This is a genomic window from Allobosea sp. GW821-FHT10B12 (assembly GCF_059415545.1).
In genome coordinates, this window is sequence record NZ_JBWKNL010000008.1 from 57,914 (window position 1) to 72,046 (window position 14,133).

Genomic DNA, 14,133 nt, shown 5'->3' on the forward strand with positions numbered 1-14,133 from the left:
CTGGAGAGCGCCCCCATGGCCACGCCCTGCATCATCACGGTCGCGATCACCGGCTCGCTGCCGAGCAAGCGCGACAACCCGGCAGTGCCGATCACGATCGCCGAGCAGGTCGAGTCGACCCATGCCGCCTTCGAGGCCGGCGCCAGCCTGGCGCATTGCCATGTCCGCAGCGACGAGGGCACGCCGACCTCCGATCCCGAGCGTTTCGGGCGCCTGCTCGAGGGTTTGCGCAAGCACTGCCCGGGCATGATCGTGCAGTTCTCGACTGGCGGGCGCTCCGGCGCCGGCCGGGAGCGCGGCGGCATGATCCCGCTCAGGCCCGACATGGCCTCGCTCTCGACAGGTTCCTGCAATTTCCCGACCCGGGTCTACGAGAACAGTCCCGAGCTGGTCGACTGGCTCGCCGGCGAGATGAAGGCGCACGGCGTCAAGCCGGAGATCGAGGCCTTCGACCTGTCGATGATCTTCAAGGCGGTCGAGATGGGCACCGCTGGTGCGATCGAGGGGCCGCTGCACGTCCAGTTCGTCATGGGCGTGAAGAACGCCATGCCGGTCGACCGCGCCGTGTTCGAGTTCTACATCGCGACGCTGAAGCGCCTCGCCCCGGACGCGACCTGGACCGGTGCCGGCATCGGCCGCGACCAGATCACGCTCAACCGCTGGTCGCTCGAGCTCGGCGGCCATTGCCGCACCGGGCTGGAAGACAATGTCCGGCTCGACCGCGACACGCTGGCGCCTTCGAACGCCGCGCTGGTCGAGCGCATCGTCGCGCTCTGCCCGCAATATGATCGCCGGCCGGCCACGCCGGCAGAGGCGCGAGCCCTGCTGAAGCTGCCGGCAGCCGCCTGAGCAAGGACCTGCAACGGCAAGATTCCATTAACGTATTCTGTTCAAAAGCGGTTCACAGGGTGAACGTTATCTTCATGATATAGGCACCGATTCGTGGAGGCCCGTCATGACCCTGGACTGGCGTAACAGCCTGATGCTCGGCTTCATCGCGGCGGTGTTCGTCGCCTGCCTGTTCGGCCCCTATATGATCTCGGTGGTGCTCGGCGGGCTCGGCCTGACGTGCTATTTCACGAAGCACGCCAGGCCTGGAGCCTAGCGTCGTCTCAAGCGGCGAGCGCCGGACGTTGCGCGAACCAGTCCCGCACCAATCCCAGATCCGCCTGCGACAGGCCGTGCCCGGTCGGCAGGCTGCGATGCTCGACTGCAGCCCCTGCCCCAGTGAGCGTCGCCGCCAACCGCGCCGCGTTCTCTTCCGGGATGATCGGATCGAAACTCCCGGAGACGATCAGCACCGGCTTGCCATTGAGAGCCGCCACCGGCGGCCTGGCGAAGGGCGACATCGCCCGCAGCAGCACCGCTCCCGACAGCACCTCCGGCCGCAGCAGCAGCATCGCGGCGGCGATGTTGGCGCCATTCGAGAAGCCGAGCGCGATCGGCGCCGGCAGCCCGTACTGCGCCCGCGCCTGCTCGACGAAGTCGGCGAGCTCATGGGTGCGCTGGCGCAGATCATCCTCGTCGAAGACGCCTTCGGCGAGACGGCGGAAGAAGCGCGGCATGCCGGCCTCGAGCGTACGGCCGCGCGGCGAGAGCAGCGCCGCTCCCGGCGCAACGGTGCGCCCGAGCGGCAGCAGATCGTTCTCGTCGCCGCCGGTGCCGTGCAGCAGCAGGAGCGGCGCCTGGCCGGGTACAGTCGCCGGCTCGAAGCGATGGATAAAGGTTTCGGACACGCTCATGGCACGGCCTCCTTTCAGAATGTTCGGTGAGGGGCGCCCCGCCCGAAGGCGGAGCGCTTCTCAGGTCAGACGAGCGCCGGCAGGACGGCCTCGATCTCGGCGCGGCGCGTCTCGTACTGCGCCGGCAGCTTGAGCGCGCCACCGAGATCCTCGGCCGGCTCGTCGATGGCAAAGCCGGGCGCGTCGGTCGCGATCTCGAACAACACGCCGCCGGGCTCGCGGAAGTAGACGGAGCGGAAATAGTTCCGGTCCCTCTGCTCGGTGGTCCGCAGGCCGAACGTATCGGACAGCGTCTTCACCATGCGCTCCTGCTCGGCGTCGTCGCCGGCGCGGAAGGCGATGTGATGCACCGAGCCCGCCCCCATGCGAGCCGGCAGGAAGCCGCCGGCGGCGCGCAGGTCGACGACGCTGCCATGCGTCGTGCCCTCGGCCCGCATGCGGACGGTGCTGCCCTCGCGGCCGGCTTCGACGAAGCCGAAGACGTCGCGCAGGATCGCCGCGGTCGTCTCGGTCTTGTCGAGCAACAGCGTGACGCCGTGGAAGCCGCGGATCGCGACTTCAGCGGGCACCTCGCCATTGTCCCAGGCCGGCTCGCTCTCGCTGCCGGGCACTGCGACCAGCGCGAGCCGCATGCCGTCCGGATCGCGGAAGCTCAGCACGGTCTCGCCGAAGCGTTTCTGCGGCACGTCATGCGCGACGCCATTGGCGATGAGCCGATGCGTCCAGTAGCCGACCGCCGCTTCCGGAATCCGGAAGGAGGTTTCCTGCGTTTCGCCGACGCCGAGACGGCCGGCCGCGACATGCTCCCAGGGGAAGAAGGTCAGGATCGTGCCCGGATTGCCGCCGCCATCGCCGAAATAGAGATGCCAGGTGGTCGGGTCGTCGAAGTTCACCGTCTTCTTGACCAGGCGCAGGCCGAGCACCCGGCTGTAGAAGTCGAGATTGCGGCGAGCAGGGCCGGCGATGGCGGTGACGTGGTGAATGCCGTTGATCTGCATAATGTCGTCCTCCGGGCTGCGAGACGCTGCCCTCGTTGACGCCAAGATGATTGCGTTTCGCCAGATTGCCAGACTCAGATCATTGCAAAACAGCAATGTCACCCTCTGAAATTGCCAATTTGAATTGCTGAATCGAAATCGTCATTCTTCGCCGCAGACCAAACCGGTCCTTCGGAGAAAGACCATGATCGACACCCGTTTCGCCCCCTATGGCGCGCTCGCCTTGCGCATCGCGCTCGGCGTCATGTTCATCGCCCACGCCTATCTGAAGTTCGCGATCTTCACCGTGCCCGGCTTCGCCGGCTTCCTCGGTCAGATCGGCCTGCCGGGCTTCCTCGCCTGGCCGATCATCCTGGCGGAGACGCTGGGCGGGCTCGCAATCCTCACCGGCTTCTATGGCCGCTATGTCTCGCTCGCTTTGCTGCCGATCCTGCTCGGCGCGCTCAGCGTCCACGCGCCCAATGGCTGGCTGTTCACCGCCCCGAACGGCGGCTGGGAATATCCCGCCTTCCTGGCGTTCACCGCCCTCGCCCATGTGCTGATCGGCGATGGCGCTCTTGCCCTGCGCCCGGCCGGTGCTGCGCCCAAGCCCGCCCTCGCCTGAGCGCCACCTCGCTATCAAACAGAACGGGCGACAGGTTGCTGCAACCTGTCGCCCGTACCATCTTTGCAGGGCAGCCTTTGAAGGGCAGCATGATTTCGCCGGAGCCGCCTGCTTGCCGAACGCCGCCTCTTCCGTCGCCTGGGACGATTTCCGGCTGATCAAGGCCATTGCCGAGGCGCGCAGCCTGCCGGCCGCGGCCGAATTGATCGGTCTCAACCATTCGACCGTGTTCCGCCGGCTCGGCCAGATCGAGGAAAATCTCGGCACGCGCCTGTTCGAGCGGCACCGCTCCGGCTATGTGCCGACCCCTGCCGGGGAGGAGATGGCTGTCCTCGCCGAGCGGCTGGAAACCGATATCGCCGGCTTCACCCGCCGCCTCGCCGGCCGCGAGATCCTGCCGGCCGGAGAGCTGCGCGTCACCACCAACGACTCGCTGCTGGTCGAATTGCTGACCCCGCTCTTTGCCGCCTTCATGAAGCAATGCCCGGACATCAAGCTCGACGTGCTGCTCGGCAATCAGGCGCTCAATCTCAGCAAGCGCGACGCCGATGTCGCGATCCGCGCCACCGACAATCCGCCGGAGAACCTGATCGGCCGACGCGTAGCCCAGATCGGCTGGGCGCTCTACGGACGCGCCGCAGACTTTCCGGAGGGCGCGCCGGCTGATCAAACGGAACTTGCGCAGCTCCGCTGGATCTCGCTCGGCGACCAGTTCAGCAACTTCAAGGTGGTGCAGTACCGGCAGAAGCACATTCCGGCGGACCAGACCGTCTACAAGCTCAACACGGTGCTTGGCCTGGCCGAGGCGGTCGAAGCCGGTATCGGCATCGGCTTCCTGCCCTGCTTCATCGCGGACAAGCGTCCGGGCCTGGTCCGGCTCGCGGCACCGCAGACCGGCTATGCCGCCGATCTGTGGCTGCTGACCCACCCGGACCTGCGCCACTCGCCACGTGTGCGCCTGTTCCTCGATTTCATGGCGGCCGAGCTCACCAAGTTGCGGTCCCTGATGGAAGGCAGCGTCATAGGCAGCGAGGACACAGAAGCATCCTCGCTGCCCGAGACCTGAAGGGAAATCGAGACGAAGATCAGGCCGCCTGACGGTTGATCCCGGACTCCGCCAGCTTGGTCAGCTTGCTGTCGGCGGCATGCTCCTCGTCGAGATTCTGCTGCAGCAAGGCGGCACAATCCTCGCGGCCGAGCTGCTTGGCCCAGGCGGTCAGGGTGCCGTAGCGGGTGATCTCATAATGCTCGACCGCCTGCGCCGCGGCGATGATGGCGGCATCGAGCACCTGCTTGTCCTCGACCTCGCCGGTCACCTCGTCGGCCTCTTCGAGGATGCCGTCGATCGCCGGGCAGTCAGTTCCCTTGGCCTCGACGCCATGCTGCTGGAAGACCTGCTCGAGCCGGCGGATATGGCCTTCGGTCTCGCCGAGATGAGCCTGCAGACCGTTGCGCAGCTGCGTGTCGGTGGCCTTCTCGATCATGGTCGGCAGCGCTTTCCTGATCTGCTTCTCGGCGTAATAGATGTCCTGGAGCTGATGCACGAAGAGATCGTCCATCGTCTTGATGTCCTTGGAAAACAGGCCCATGCCTTCCTCCTGCTCGCATGTGTCCGGATTGCTGAAACCGACGCCGTCTGCCGACAACGTGCTTCCCTGTCGCTGCAACGTGTGCCGCCGCGAACTGTTCCGGAGATTTGCGATGGCGGATGCAGCCCGCGGACATCTGCGCTAGGCTGCCCGCATGGAACTCCTGATCCCCCTGATCGCGGGCCTCGCACTGATCTGGCTGATCGGCCGCGGCGTGCCCTGGAACGCCAAGCTGACGACCATTGTCGTGACGCTCGCCGTCATCGTCGCGGTCGTGCTGCTCGAGCGCAACGGCCTCTGGCCCGAGGCATTCCGGCGGCGCTGAGACGGCCGCCGGTCAGGCCTGCCGAACTCGCTCAGGAGACGAGCTTGAGGCCGACAATGCCGGCGACGATCAGGCCGATGCAGGCAAGGCGCAGCGCGGTCGCCGGCTCGCCGAACAGGATGATGCCGAGGATGGCGGTGCCGATCGTGCCGATACCGGTCCAGATCGCATAGGCGGTGCCGAGCGGCAGGCTCTTCAGCGCGAGGCCGAGCAGACCGAGGCTCACCACCATGCTGCCGACCGTCAGCACGGTCGGGACAAAGCGCGTGAAACCATGCGTGTATTTCAGGCCGATGGCCCAGCCGATTTCGAACAGGCCGGCGAAGAAGAGATAGGTCCAGGCCATGGCGGCCCTCCTCATGAGAAGGGCGAGGTCGTCCGCGCCTATTGGGAAACGCAAGCGGAAAGCCTGCGGAGGTCGTCCTCACCGGCTGATCTAGCGAGCGAGAGCCAAAGGTTCAAGCACCTGGGCTCACGATGCCCCCCGCTCAGGCGTCCTCGCCGGCCGAGGCCGTTGCCAGGGTGCCATGCAGCAGGCGACGACATTCGATCAGCTCTGAGAGCGTCGCCTTCAGGAAGGCAAGATCGTCGGCACCAACCAATGGCTGGGCCGAGCGTGGCAGGGACGAGAGAAGCGCCTTCGCTGCGAAGCCCGGCTCGGCGGCGGCAGGGTTATGCTGCTGCACCATCTGAGGCGCCGGCGTCGGCTCGACACGCGAGGCCGCGACCTGGGCCGCAGGCGAAGGAACCGGAGCCTTGCCGCCGATGATCTCGCCGCCGCGGCCGATCGCCTGGACATAACGCGGTCCCTGTTCCTTCAGGATGCGCTGCAGGCCCTTGATCGTATAGCCCTCGCCATAGAGCAGGCGGCGGATACCCTTGAGCAGGGCGACATCGTCGGGCCGGTAATAGCGCCGGCCGCCGCCGCGCTTCAGCGGCTTGATCTGGGAAAAGCGCGTTTCCCAGAAACGCAGGACGTGTTGGGGAATGTCGAGGTCTTCTGCGACCTCGCTGATGGTTCTGAATGCGTCTGGGCTCTTGTTATCCAATTCGGCCTCGAATCCGCCGTCGTGGAACTCCAGAGTCACTCCTCCTCACCCGCGCCGTTCAGTCCGTTGATCCGCGCCTTCATCACGTTCGACGGCTTGAACACCATCACGCGACGCGGCTCGATCGGGACTTCGACGCCGGTTTTCGGATTACGCCCGATTCGCTCGCCCTTGTCGCGCACAACGAAGGAACCGAACGAGGATAATTTGACGTTTTCCCCACGCGCGACCGCGTCGCAGATCTCGTCCAGCACCGCCTCGACCAGCTTTGACGACTCCGTCCGCGACAGGCCTATCTTCTGATAGACCGCTTCACACAGATCAGCGCGCGTAATCGTTTGCCCCGCCATCAATTCCTCCAAGGCGTTTCTTCCAGTAGCGGCGTCCCCGTTAACCCTAGCCCCACCGGAGGCGGACGCTAGGCGGGCAGGCGATTGCGGTCAATCCTCGACGCGCTCGCACAGGTTGAAAAACGCGGAAAATCCGCGCTGACGACCGCTAAGAAAATGTCATAAATCCAAAGCGCTTAGCTTGGCCGGCCGAACCGGCGCCGCTACCAGCGGATCAGCGCCGAGCCCCAGGTGAAGCCGCCACCCATAGCCTCGATCAGGACGAGCTGGCCGCGCTTGATCCGCCCGTCCGCATGGGCCTCAGCCAGCGCCAGCGGAATCGAGGCGGCGGAGGTGTTGCCGTGCCTGTCGACGGTGATGACGACCCGGTCCTCGCCGATGCCGAGCTTGTGGGCGGTGGCGTCGATAATGCGGCGATTGGCCTGATGCGGCACGAACCAGTCGATATCGTCGCCGGTGAGCCCGGTCTCCTCGAAGGTGTGGCGCACCGTCTCGGCCAGATTGATCACGGCGTGCTTGAAGACCTCCCGGCCTTCCATGCGCAGGAAGCCGACGGTCTTGGTCGAGCCTGGCCCGCCATCGACATAGAGCTTGTTGGCGTAGCGGCCATCGGAGCGGACATGGGTCGTCAGCACGCCGCGGTCGGCGAGCGTGCCGGTGCCTTCCTCCGCACGCAGCACCACGGCGCCGGCGCCATCGCCGAACAGCACGCAGGTGGCGCGATCTTCCCAGTCGAGGATGCGCGAGAAGGTCTCGGCGCCGATGACGAGCGCGGTCTTGGCGGCGCCGCTGGTCAGGAACTTGTCGGCGGTGGCGAGCCCGAAGACAAAGCCGGAGCAGACGGCCTGCAGGTCGAAGGCGGCGCCTTGCGTGATGCCAAGCTCGGCCTGGATATAGGTCGCGGTCGCCGGGAAGGTGTGGTCAGGCGTTGCGGTGGCGACGATGATGAGGTCGACCTCGCTCGCCGGGATGCCGGCATCGGCGAGCGCAGCTTCGGCCGCTTTCAGGCCAACCATGCCGGTGGTCTCGCCCTCGGCGGCGATGTGGCGGGAGCGAATGCCGGTGCGCTGGACGATCCACTCGTCGCTGGTGTCGACCTTCTCAGCCAGTTCGGCATTGGTCAGGATGCGCGCCGGCAGATAGGAGCCGCAGCCGCGCAGGACGGATCGCATTCTGGACAAGGACGTTTCTCTTCCCTACTCGCCGCCGACGGCTTGCGGAACAGCCGGTGCTGCGCTGGGCCGCGCCGTCGCGGCGACCATCTCGCGCACCTTCGCCATCAGATTCTCGCGCGCCATCTCGTAGCCCAGTTCGGTCGCGCTGGCGAACCCGACGGCATCCGTGCCGCCATGGCTCTTGATCACGATGCCTTCAAGGCCGAGGAAGACGCCGCCATTGACCTTGCGCGGGTCCATCTTGTCCTTCAGCGCAGCGAAGGCGCCACGGGCAAGAAGATAGCCGATTTTCGACATCAGCGAACGGCCCATCGCGGCACGCAGATATTCGCCGATCTGCTTGGCCGTGCCTTCGGCCGTCTTGAGCGCAATGTTACCGGTGAAGCCCTCGGTGACGACGACGTCGACCGTGCCCTTGCCGAGATCGTCGCCCTCGACGAAGCCGTGATAGTCGAGATGCGGGAGGTTGCCTTCGCGCAGGATGCGACCGGCCTCCTTCACCGCCTCGACGCCCTTGATCTCCTCGACGCCGACATTGAGCAGGCCGACGCTCGGCCGGTCGATATCGAAGACGACACGCGCCATCGCCGCGCCCATCACGGCAAGGTCGACCAGATGCTGCGCATCGGCGCCGATCGTCGCGCCGACATCGAGCACGACGCTTTCGCCGCGCACCGTCGGCCACAGGCAGGCGATCGCCGGCCGGTCGACCTGCGGCATCGACTTCAGGCAGAACTTCGACATCGCCATCAGCGCGCCGGTGTTGCCGGCCGAGATGGTGACATCGGCCTCGCCGGTCTTGGTCGCGTCGATGGCGCGCCACATCGACGACTTGTAGCGGCCATAGCGCAGCGCCTGGCTCGGCTTGTCGTCCATCTTCACCGAGACCTCGGTGTGGTGGAAGGTGGTGACGGCCTTCAATTGCGGATGCGCGTCGAGCAGCGGCACGACCAGCGCCTCGTCGCCGAAGATCACGAACTTCGTGTCGGGGCGGCGTTCGAGCGTGATGGCGGCGCCCGGAATGACCACGGATGGGCCGTGATCACCGCCCATGGCGTCGAGCGCGATTGTAACCGGACGTGTCATGCGGAGGTGATCGATTCCAGGCGCTGCGCCCCCTGCCGGGGCGGCCGGGCGGGCGGCGGACAATAGCGGGTTGGCCGCCCGCCGCAAGCCAAGGTGTTGAGGTTTTTGGCAGTCATTGCTCGCGCTTCAGCTGCAGGAGCGCAGCGAAGGGCGATTCGGCCGGCGTCTCGGGAGCCGGTTCGCTGAACTCCACGCCAGGCTTGCGCGGATAGTGATCGAGCGACAGCGCCAGGAATTCGAGCGTGACCGCACCGAGATCGATCGCGCCGTCGACGATCGGCTCCGGCTGCTCCTCCTCGTTGAGCAGCACCTCGATGTCGATCTCGTCGTCCTCGGACGGCTGCGCCATTGCGGCGATCTCTTCCTCCGGCACGAAATCGAGCTTGACCGGTACGTTGAGCTCGACCGGGAAGGCCTCGAGCGTGACGACGCAGTTCTGGTGCAGCCCCGCCTTGATCATGCCTTCGAGCTTCACCCGCTCGCCGTTGCGCGAGAGCGAATAGCTCGCCTTCAGCGCCTCGACCGAGGCCACGCCGAGAAAGGCCGCGATCGCGGCAAGATCGCCCTGTTCCGGCACGATCTCGAGCGCGACCGGGCGCAAGGTGATGCTCTCGACCCGGATCGGGCGGCGAAGCGGTAACTTGTCCTGATCGGAAACGGTCATGCGGTAACGCTGTCGGAGAAAGGTGGGAACAAGGGATCGGCGGCAAGGATATCGTCGAGCGAGCGCGTGGCCAAGACGAGCGCAGCCGCCCTGACATGGCGTGCGAGCGCCGATGCGGCAACCCCGGGTGCAATATTGCGGATGAGCGCTGCCTCGAAGGCCTCAGCCTGCTTTGAGGCGAACGCCTCCTCATAGCCGCCAAGACGGCCATAGAAGCTGCGGCCGATCTTCTTCATCCGCTTCGGCACGGCGACGTCGCTGATGCCGCCCTGGCGAAAGCCGAGCTCGAGATAGGCGAAGCTGGCGTCGATCAGATCCTGCGCCGCGTCAGCCGCCGGCGCCGGCAATTCGCGCAGGCGACGCAGCACCAGGAAAAGATGCAGCGTCAACGCCTCGAAACGCCCTTCGAAGTCATCCGGAATGCCGCCTTGCAGATAAAGGGCGGGCTGGCGCGAGGCGCCGACAATGCGCTCCAGCAATACGTTGACCGGCGCCGTGCGCGCGCGCTTCCTGCCGAACAGGCCGAAGATCACAGCCCTACCCCACCTTTCCCGACTTGCTTGACTAAAAAGCGACTTGCCTTGCCAAAGCCATGCTCGGGCGTTACGCCAAGCGCACCCACCCTGACAAGCGCGGCAGCTCCGCGCGCCTCCCCTTCGGATCCGCCACGCATGACTGCTCCGACCCGCCGTACCGCCCTGATCGGCTCGCTGACCGCTGCGCTGGCGCTGGCCGGCTGCGGCAACGCCACCAATCTCGGCTTCCGCGTCCGCACCTCGGCCGGCCTCAACGAGGAGTTCACCCGCGGCTTCGTCATGGACGACGAGCTGATCGCCAAGGTGAAGGTCGGCATGGACGTACAGACGGTGCTGACCACGCTCGGCACGCCGTCGACCACCTCGACCGTCGGCAACCGGACCTTCTACTACATCAGCCAGAAGGTTCGCCGGCGCTTCCAGTTCCAGGATTTCAGCGTCATCGACCAGAACGTGCTGGTGATCTATTTCAACAAGGGCTTCAAGGTCGAACGCATCGCCAATTACGGCCTGCAGGACGGCGTGATCTTCGACTTCATCAGCCGCACCACCGCAACCGGCGGCGAGGAGCAGAGCTTCCTGCGCAACCTGTTCCGTGGCGTCACCAAGTTCACGCCGTTCGGCTCCTGACGAGCGTTTCTCCTCGCGGCATGAAAAAAAGCCCCGCGGCACTGCCGCGGGGTTCTTTTTTTTGGGGGGGCGGTTTCGTACTCCTCAGGCGCCTTTCGGCCTCCGCTCCGGCAGCGTCATCGCGAACACGCCGACGATCACCAGCGCAAGCCCGGCCCAGGCGGTCGTGCTCAGGCGCTCGCCGAGGAAGAGGACACCGATGGCGACACCGGTCGGCACGCGCAGATAGGCGACCGAGGTGGTGCCGACCGTGCCGAGCCGGTCGATCAGCCGGAAATAGAGGATGAAGGCGAGCGCAGTCGAGAACACCGACAGCGCCAGCAGCGCCTGGACCGATTCGCTCGATGGCGAGAGCGTCCAGGGCCGATCGACGAGCAGGCTGAACGGGATCAGGATTACGGCGCCGCAGATCAGCGAGCCGGCGGCCGGCATGATCGGGTCGAGCCCCTTGAAATTGCGCCCGAACAGCGCTGCCCCGCCATAGCAGGCCGCCGCCGCGACCAGAGCGAGCTGCGCCCAGAGCTCGCGGCCGAAGCCCGACAGCGCCTCGACGCCGATGATCAGGCAGACGCCGAGCAAGCCGGCCACGACGCCAAGCAGCTTGCGGCCGGCTGCGGCCTCGGCCCGAAACAGCAGCAGGCTGAGCAGGAAGGCGAAGATCGGCGAACCGGCATTGAGGATCGTCGCAAGGCCAGCATCGACGCTGGTCTCGGCCCAGGCGATCAGCGTGAACGGCACGGCGCTGTTGAGGCAGGCCTGGATCAGGAAGCGCCGCCAGATGACGGGATCGCGCGGCAGGGCAAGGCTGCGCCAGCGGATGACGACGATGAGGAGCACGCCGGCGATCAGCGTCCGTGCCGCGATCAGGGTCAGCGGCGGGATCGTCTCGACCCCGAGCTTGATGAAGCTGTAGGAGGCGCCCCAGAGCGTCGCCAGCACGAGCAGCGCGGCAAGATCGGTCGGATGCCCGGATCGTGCGGTGGTGGAAGCGGCTGGGGTGGTCATCAGGTCCTCCTTGGATGGCCGGGACCATGACAGGCGACGGCGGGCGCGTCGTGCTGGAACGCTACGGTTCTGGCCGTAGGTTCCCGGACCGATTCAAGTCCCTCCGGGATTGATTCCGCTGCTTCGCGCAAGTCTTTGTGCGGCAAGGAAAAACCCCGCGGATCGCTCCGCAGGGCTTCACTTCGACAGGCCGTGTTGCCTGCTCAGCTATGCGCCAGGATGGCGAGCAGCAGGAGCGCGATGATGTTGGTGATCTTGATCGCGGGGTTCACGGCGGGGCCCGCCGTGTCCTTGTAGGGGTCGCCGACGGTGTCGCCGGTGACCGAGGCCTTGTGCGCCTCCGAGCCCTTGAGATGGCGCACGCCGTCCTTGTCGACGAAGCCGTCCTCGAAGCTCTTCTTGGCATTGTCCCAGGCGCCGCCGCCCGAGGTCATCGAGATCGCGACGAAGATGCCGGTGACGATCACGCCCATCAGCATGGCGCCGACGGCCGCGAAGGCCTGGTTCTTGCCGGCGATCGCGTTGATGACGAAGAAGGTCACGATCGGCGCCAGCACCGGCAGCAGCGACGGCAGCACCATTTCCTTGATCGCCGCCTTGGTCAGCAGGTCGACGGCGCGGGCATAATCCGGCCGATCCGTGCCCTGCATGATGCCGGGCTTCTCCCGGAACTGCCGGCGCACCTCCTCGACCACCGAGCCCGCCGCCTTGCCGACGGCGGTCATGCCCATGCCGCCGAAGAGGAAGGGGATCAGGCCGCCGAGCAGCAGGCCGACGACGACATAGGGGTTCGACAGGGTGAAGTCGACGGTGACGCCCTTGAAGTACTGGAAGGTGGTCGAACCCGCCTTGTTGGCCTCGGCCACGAAGAAGTTGAGGTCCGAGGTATAGGCGGCGAACAGCACCAGCGCGCCGAGGCCGGCCGAGCCGATCGCGTAGCCCTTGGTGATCGCCTTGGTGGTGTTGCCGACCGCGTCGAGCGCGTCGGTGGAGTGACGAACCTCCTTGGGCAGGCCGGCCATCTCGGCGATGCCGCCGGCGTTGTCGGTAACCGGGCCGAAGGCGTCGAGCGCGACGACGACACCGGCCAGCGCCAGCATGGCGGTGGTGGCGATGGCGATGCCGAACAGGCCGGCGAGGCCATAGGAGACGATGATGCCGGCGATGATCACGATGGTCGGCAGCGCCGTCGATTCCAGCGAGACCGCGAGGCCCTGGATGACGTTGGTGCCGTGGCCGGTGACCGAGGCCTGGGCGATCGAGACGACCGGGCGCTTGCCGGTGCCGGTGTAGTACTCGGTGATGACGACGATCAGCAGCGTGACCGCGAGGCCGACCAGCGCACAGCCGAACAGGGCGCCCGAGGTGAAGGTCGCGCCCTGCCCCGTGGTGAACGAGGCGGCGAAGCCGCCGAACATCAGGTAGTTGACCGCGGCGATCGCGCCGACCGAGAGCACGCCCGCGGCGATGAAGCCTTTGTAGAGCGCGCCCATGATCGACTGGTTGGCGCCAAGCTTGACGAAGAAGGTGCCGATGATCGAGGTGACGACGCAAGCCGCGCCGATCGCCATCGGGTAGAGCATCATCGCGCCGAGCACGGGCTGGCCGGCGAAGAAGATCGCGGAGAGCACCATGGTCGCGACCAGCGTCACCGCATAGGTCTCGAACAGGTCGGCCGCCATGCCGGCGCAGTCGCCGACATTGTCGCCGACATTGTCGGCGATCGTCGCCGGGTTGCGCGGATCATCCTCGGGAATGCCGGCCTCGACCTTGCCGACGAGGTCGGCGCCGACGTCGGCGCCCTTGGTGAAGATGCCGCCGCCGAGACGGGCGAAGATCGAGATCAGCGAGGCGCCGAAGCCCAGTGCGACGAGCGAATCGATGACGACGCGGTCCGAGGGGGCGAAGCTCTTCACGCCGGTGAGGAAGCCGTAATAGCAGGCGACGCCGAGCAGAGCGAGACCGGCGACCAGCATGCCGGTGACCGCGCCCGCCTTGAAGGCGACGTCGAGGCCGTCGCCGAGCGACTTCATCGCGGCTTGGGCGGTGCGGACGTTGGCGCGGACAGAGACGTTCATGCCGATGAAGCCGGCGACGCCCGAGAGCACGGCGCCGATCAGGAAGCCGATGCCGACATAGGCGCCGAGCAGCCAGGTCAGGCCGAGGAAGAGCACGACGCCGACCATGCCGATCGTCATGTACTGGCGCTTGAGATAAGCCTGCGCGCCTTCCGCCACCGCGCCGGAAATCTCCTGCATGCGCTGGCTGCCGGCATCGCGTTTCATCACGTCGCCATAGGCCCATAAGCCGTAGACGATCGATAACGCACTCAAGACAATGATGATGAGCAAGGCCGACATCGAATTTCCTATCCCTGAGA

General features: G+C 66.3%; 18 protein-coding genes. 6 read left to right on the forward strand and 12 right to left on the reverse strand.

Annotation, left to right across the window (positions count from 1 at the left end; translation table 11 throughout):
* The first annotated feature begins 15 nt into the window (after nucleotides 1–15).
* Nucleotides 16–849 carry a 3-oxoadipate:acetyl-CoA acetyltransferase gene (locus AC07O0_RS23995; RefSeq protein ID WP_494626397.1) on the forward strand — a complete coding sequence of 278 codons (834 nt, stop codon included), beginning with the start codon at nucleotides 16–18 and terminating at the stop codon, nucleotides 847–849.
* A 106-nt stretch (nucleotides 850–955) separates the two neighbouring features.
* Entirely contained in the window at nucleotides 956–1,105 is a 150-nt protein-coding gene (locus AC07O0_RS24000) for a hypothetical protein (protein ID WP_454029610.1), read from the forward strand.
* A 7-nt stretch (nucleotides 1,106–1,112) separates the two neighbouring features.
* Here the strand turns inward: AC07O0_RS24000 and AC07O0_RS24005 are convergent, their stop codons facing one another.
* Together AC07O0_RS24005 and AC07O0_RS24010 are read right to left on the reverse strand one after the other, a co-directional pair.
* Nucleotides 1,113–1,742 carry an alpha/beta hydrolase gene (locus AC07O0_RS24005; RefSeq protein WP_494626399.1) on the reverse strand — a complete coding sequence of 210 codons (630 nt, stop codon included), beginning with the start codon at nucleotides 1,740–1,742 and terminating at the stop codon, nucleotides 1,113–1,115.
* A gap of 65 nt (nucleotides 1,743–1,807) precedes the next feature.
* Nucleotides 1,808–2,740, reverse strand: a complete 933-nt coding sequence (locus tag AC07O0_RS24010) for a ring-cleaving dioxygenase (protein ID WP_494626401.1) — start codon at nucleotides 2,738–2,740, stop codon at nucleotides 1,808–1,810.
* Between the two features lie 184 nt (nucleotides 2,741–2,924).
* Here AC07O0_RS24010 and AC07O0_RS24015 point away from each other — a divergent pair, with 184 nt between their 5' ends.
* Nucleotides 2,925–3,344 carry a DoxX family protein gene (locus AC07O0_RS24015; protein WP_494626403.1) on the forward strand — a complete coding sequence of 140 codons (420 nt, stop codon included), beginning with the start codon at nucleotides 2,925–2,927 and terminating at the stop codon, nucleotides 3,342–3,344.
* A gap of 112 nt (nucleotides 3,345–3,456) precedes the next feature.
* Nucleotides 3,457–4,410, forward strand: coding sequence for a LysR family transcriptional regulator (locus AC07O0_RS24020; RefSeq protein ID WP_494626404.1), 954 nt, complete (start codon nucleotides 3,457–3,459; stop codon nucleotides 4,408–4,410).
* A gap of 19 nt (nucleotides 4,411–4,429) precedes the next feature.
* Here the strand turns inward: AC07O0_RS24020 and AC07O0_RS24025 are convergent, their stop codons facing one another.
* Nucleotides 4,430–4,933, reverse strand: a complete 504-nt coding sequence (locus AC07O0_RS24025) for a YciE/YciF ferroxidase family protein (protein ID WP_427361609.1) — start codon at nucleotides 4,931–4,933, stop codon at nucleotides 4,430–4,432.
* A 154-nt stretch (nucleotides 4,934–5,087) separates the two neighbouring features.
* Here AC07O0_RS24025 and AC07O0_RS24030 point away from each other — a divergent pair, with 154 nt between their 5' ends.
* Complete coding sequence (locus AC07O0_RS24030) at nucleotides 5,088–5,258, forward strand: hypothetical protein (protein WP_494626406.1); 171 nt, start codon at nucleotides 5,088–5,090, stop codon at nucleotides 5,256–5,258.
* 31 nt (nucleotides 5,259–5,289) lie between these two features.
* On the opposite strand, the gene sugE is transcribed toward AC07O0_RS24030, so the two are convergent.
* The 7 genes from sugE to AC07O0_RS24065 all read right to left on the reverse strand — a co-directional run bounded on the left by sugE (nucleotide 5,290) and on the right by AC07O0_RS24065 (nucleotide 10,115).
* On the reverse strand, nucleotides 5,290–5,604 hold the full coding sequence (gene sugE / locus AC07O0_RS24035) for a quaternary ammonium compound efflux SMR transporter SugE (RefSeq protein ID WP_454029604.1): 315 nt from the start codon (nucleotides 5,602–5,604) through the stop codon (nucleotides 5,290–5,292).
* Between the two features lie 142 nt (nucleotides 5,605–5,746).
* The gene (locus AC07O0_RS24040) at nucleotides 5,747–6,307 is read right to left on the reverse strand and encodes a MerR family transcriptional regulator (protein WP_494626409.1); all 561 of its coding nucleotides are present in this window, start codon (nucleotides 6,305–6,307) and stop codon (nucleotides 5,747–5,749) included.
* Between the two features lie 35 nt (nucleotides 6,308–6,342).
* Complete coding sequence (locus AC07O0_RS24045; protein ID WP_137883763.1) at nucleotides 6,343–6,657, reverse strand: integration host factor subunit alpha; 315 nt, start codon at nucleotides 6,655–6,657, stop codon at nucleotides 6,343–6,345.
* A gap of 203 nt (nucleotides 6,658–6,860) precedes the next feature.
* Nucleotides 6,861–7,838, reverse strand: coding sequence for a beta-ketoacyl-ACP synthase III (locus tag AC07O0_RS24050; protein WP_494626410.1), 978 nt, complete (start codon nucleotides 7,836–7,838; stop codon nucleotides 6,861–6,863).
* A 15-nt stretch (nucleotides 7,839–7,853) separates the two neighbouring features.
* On the reverse strand, nucleotides 7,854–8,918 hold the full coding sequence (gene plsX, locus AC07O0_RS24055) for a phosphate acyltransferase PlsX (protein WP_494626412.1): 1,065 nt from the start codon (nucleotides 8,916–8,918) through the stop codon (nucleotides 7,854–7,856).
* A gap of 112 nt (nucleotides 8,919–9,030) precedes the next feature.
* Entirely contained in the window at nucleotides 9,031–9,582 is a 552-nt protein-coding gene (locus AC07O0_RS24060) for a YceD family protein (protein WP_494626414.1), read from the reverse strand.
* Nucleotides 9,579–10,115 (reverse strand): ubiquinol-cytochrome C chaperone family protein, encoded by a 537-nt coding sequence (locus tag AC07O0_RS24065; RefSeq protein ID WP_494626416.1) that lies wholly within the window; start codon nucleotides 10,113–10,115, stop codon nucleotides 9,579–9,581. Before AC07O0_RS24065 ends, AC07O0_RS24060 begins: the two co-directional genes overlap by 4 nt.
* A 138-nt stretch (nucleotides 10,116–10,253) precedes the next feature.
* On the opposite strand from AC07O0_RS24065, the gene AC07O0_RS24070 reads away from it, so the two are divergent.
* Nucleotides 10,254–10,748 (forward strand): outer membrane protein assembly factor BamE, encoded by a 495-nt coding sequence (locus AC07O0_RS24070; protein WP_494626418.1) that lies wholly within the window; start codon nucleotides 10,254–10,256, stop codon nucleotides 10,746–10,748.
* Nucleotides 10,749–10,832: 84 nt separating this feature from the next.
* On the opposite strand, the gene AC07O0_RS24075 is transcribed toward AC07O0_RS24070, so the two are convergent.
* On the reverse strand, nucleotides 10,833–11,753 hold the full coding sequence (locus tag AC07O0_RS24075) for a DMT family transporter (RefSeq protein WP_494626419.1): 921 nt from the start codon (nucleotides 11,751–11,753) through the stop codon (nucleotides 10,833–10,835).
* A gap of 203 nt (nucleotides 11,754–11,956) precedes the next feature.
* Nucleotides 11,957–14,113, reverse strand: coding sequence for a sodium-translocating pyrophosphatase (locus AC07O0_RS24080; RefSeq protein WP_494626421.1), 2,157 nt, complete (start codon nucleotides 14,111–14,113; stop codon nucleotides 11,957–11,959).
* Nucleotides 14,114–14,133 lie beyond the last annotated feature (20 nt).

Bases quoted from the DNA above. Each gene is read 5' to 3' on its own strand.
- AC07O0_RS23995 (WP_494626397.1), top strand. From the start codon at position 16: ATGGCCACGCCCTGCATCATCACGGTCGCGATCACCGGCTCGCTGCCG.
- AC07O0_RS24000 (WP_454029610.1), top strand. From the start codon at position 956: ATGACCCTGGACTGGCGTAACAGCCTGATGCTCGGCTTCATCGCGGCG.
- AC07O0_RS24005 (WP_494626399.1), bottom strand. From the start codon at position 1,742: ATGAGCGTGTCCGAAACCTTTATCCATCGCTTCGAGCCGGCGACTGTA.
- AC07O0_RS24010 (WP_494626401.1), bottom strand. From the start codon at position 2,740: ATGCAGATCAACGGCATTCACCACGTCACCGCCATCGCCGGCCCTGCT.
- AC07O0_RS24015 (WP_494626403.1), top strand. From the start codon at position 2,925: ATGATCGACACCCGTTTCGCCCCCTATGGCGCGCTCGCCTTGCGCATC.
- AC07O0_RS24025 (WP_427361609.1), bottom strand. From the start codon at position 4,933: ATGGGCCTGTTTTCCAAGGACATCAAGACGATGGACGATCTCTTCGTG.
- AC07O0_RS24030 (WP_494626406.1), top strand. From the start codon at position 5,088: ATGGAACTCCTGATCCCCCTGATCGCGGGCCTCGCACTGATCTGGCTG.
- sugE (WP_454029604.1), bottom strand. From the start codon at position 5,604: ATGGCCTGGACCTATCTCTTCTTCGCCGGCCTGTTCGAAATCGGCTGG.
- AC07O0_RS24045 (WP_137883763.1), bottom strand. From the start codon at position 6,657: ATGGCGGGGCAAACGATTACGCGCGCTGATCTGTGTGAAGCGGTCTAT.
- plsX (WP_494626412.1), bottom strand. From the start codon at position 8,918: ATGACACGTCCGGTTACAATCGCGCTCGACGCCATGGGCGGTGATCAC.
- AC07O0_RS24060 (WP_494626414.1), bottom strand. From the start codon at position 9,582: ATGACCGTTTCCGATCAGGACAAGTTACCGCTTCGCCGCCCGATCCGG.
- AC07O0_RS24070 (WP_494626418.1), top strand. From the start codon at position 10,254: ATGACTGCTCCGACCCGCCGTACCGCCCTGATCGGCTCGCTGACCGCT.
- AC07O0_RS24075 (WP_494626419.1), bottom strand. From the start codon at position 11,753: ATGACCACCCCAGCCGCTTCCACCACCGCACGATCCGGGCATCCGACC.
- AC07O0_RS24080 (WP_494626421.1), bottom strand. From the start codon at position 14,113: ATGTCGGCCTTGCTCATCATCATTGTCTTGAGTGCGTTATCGATCGTC.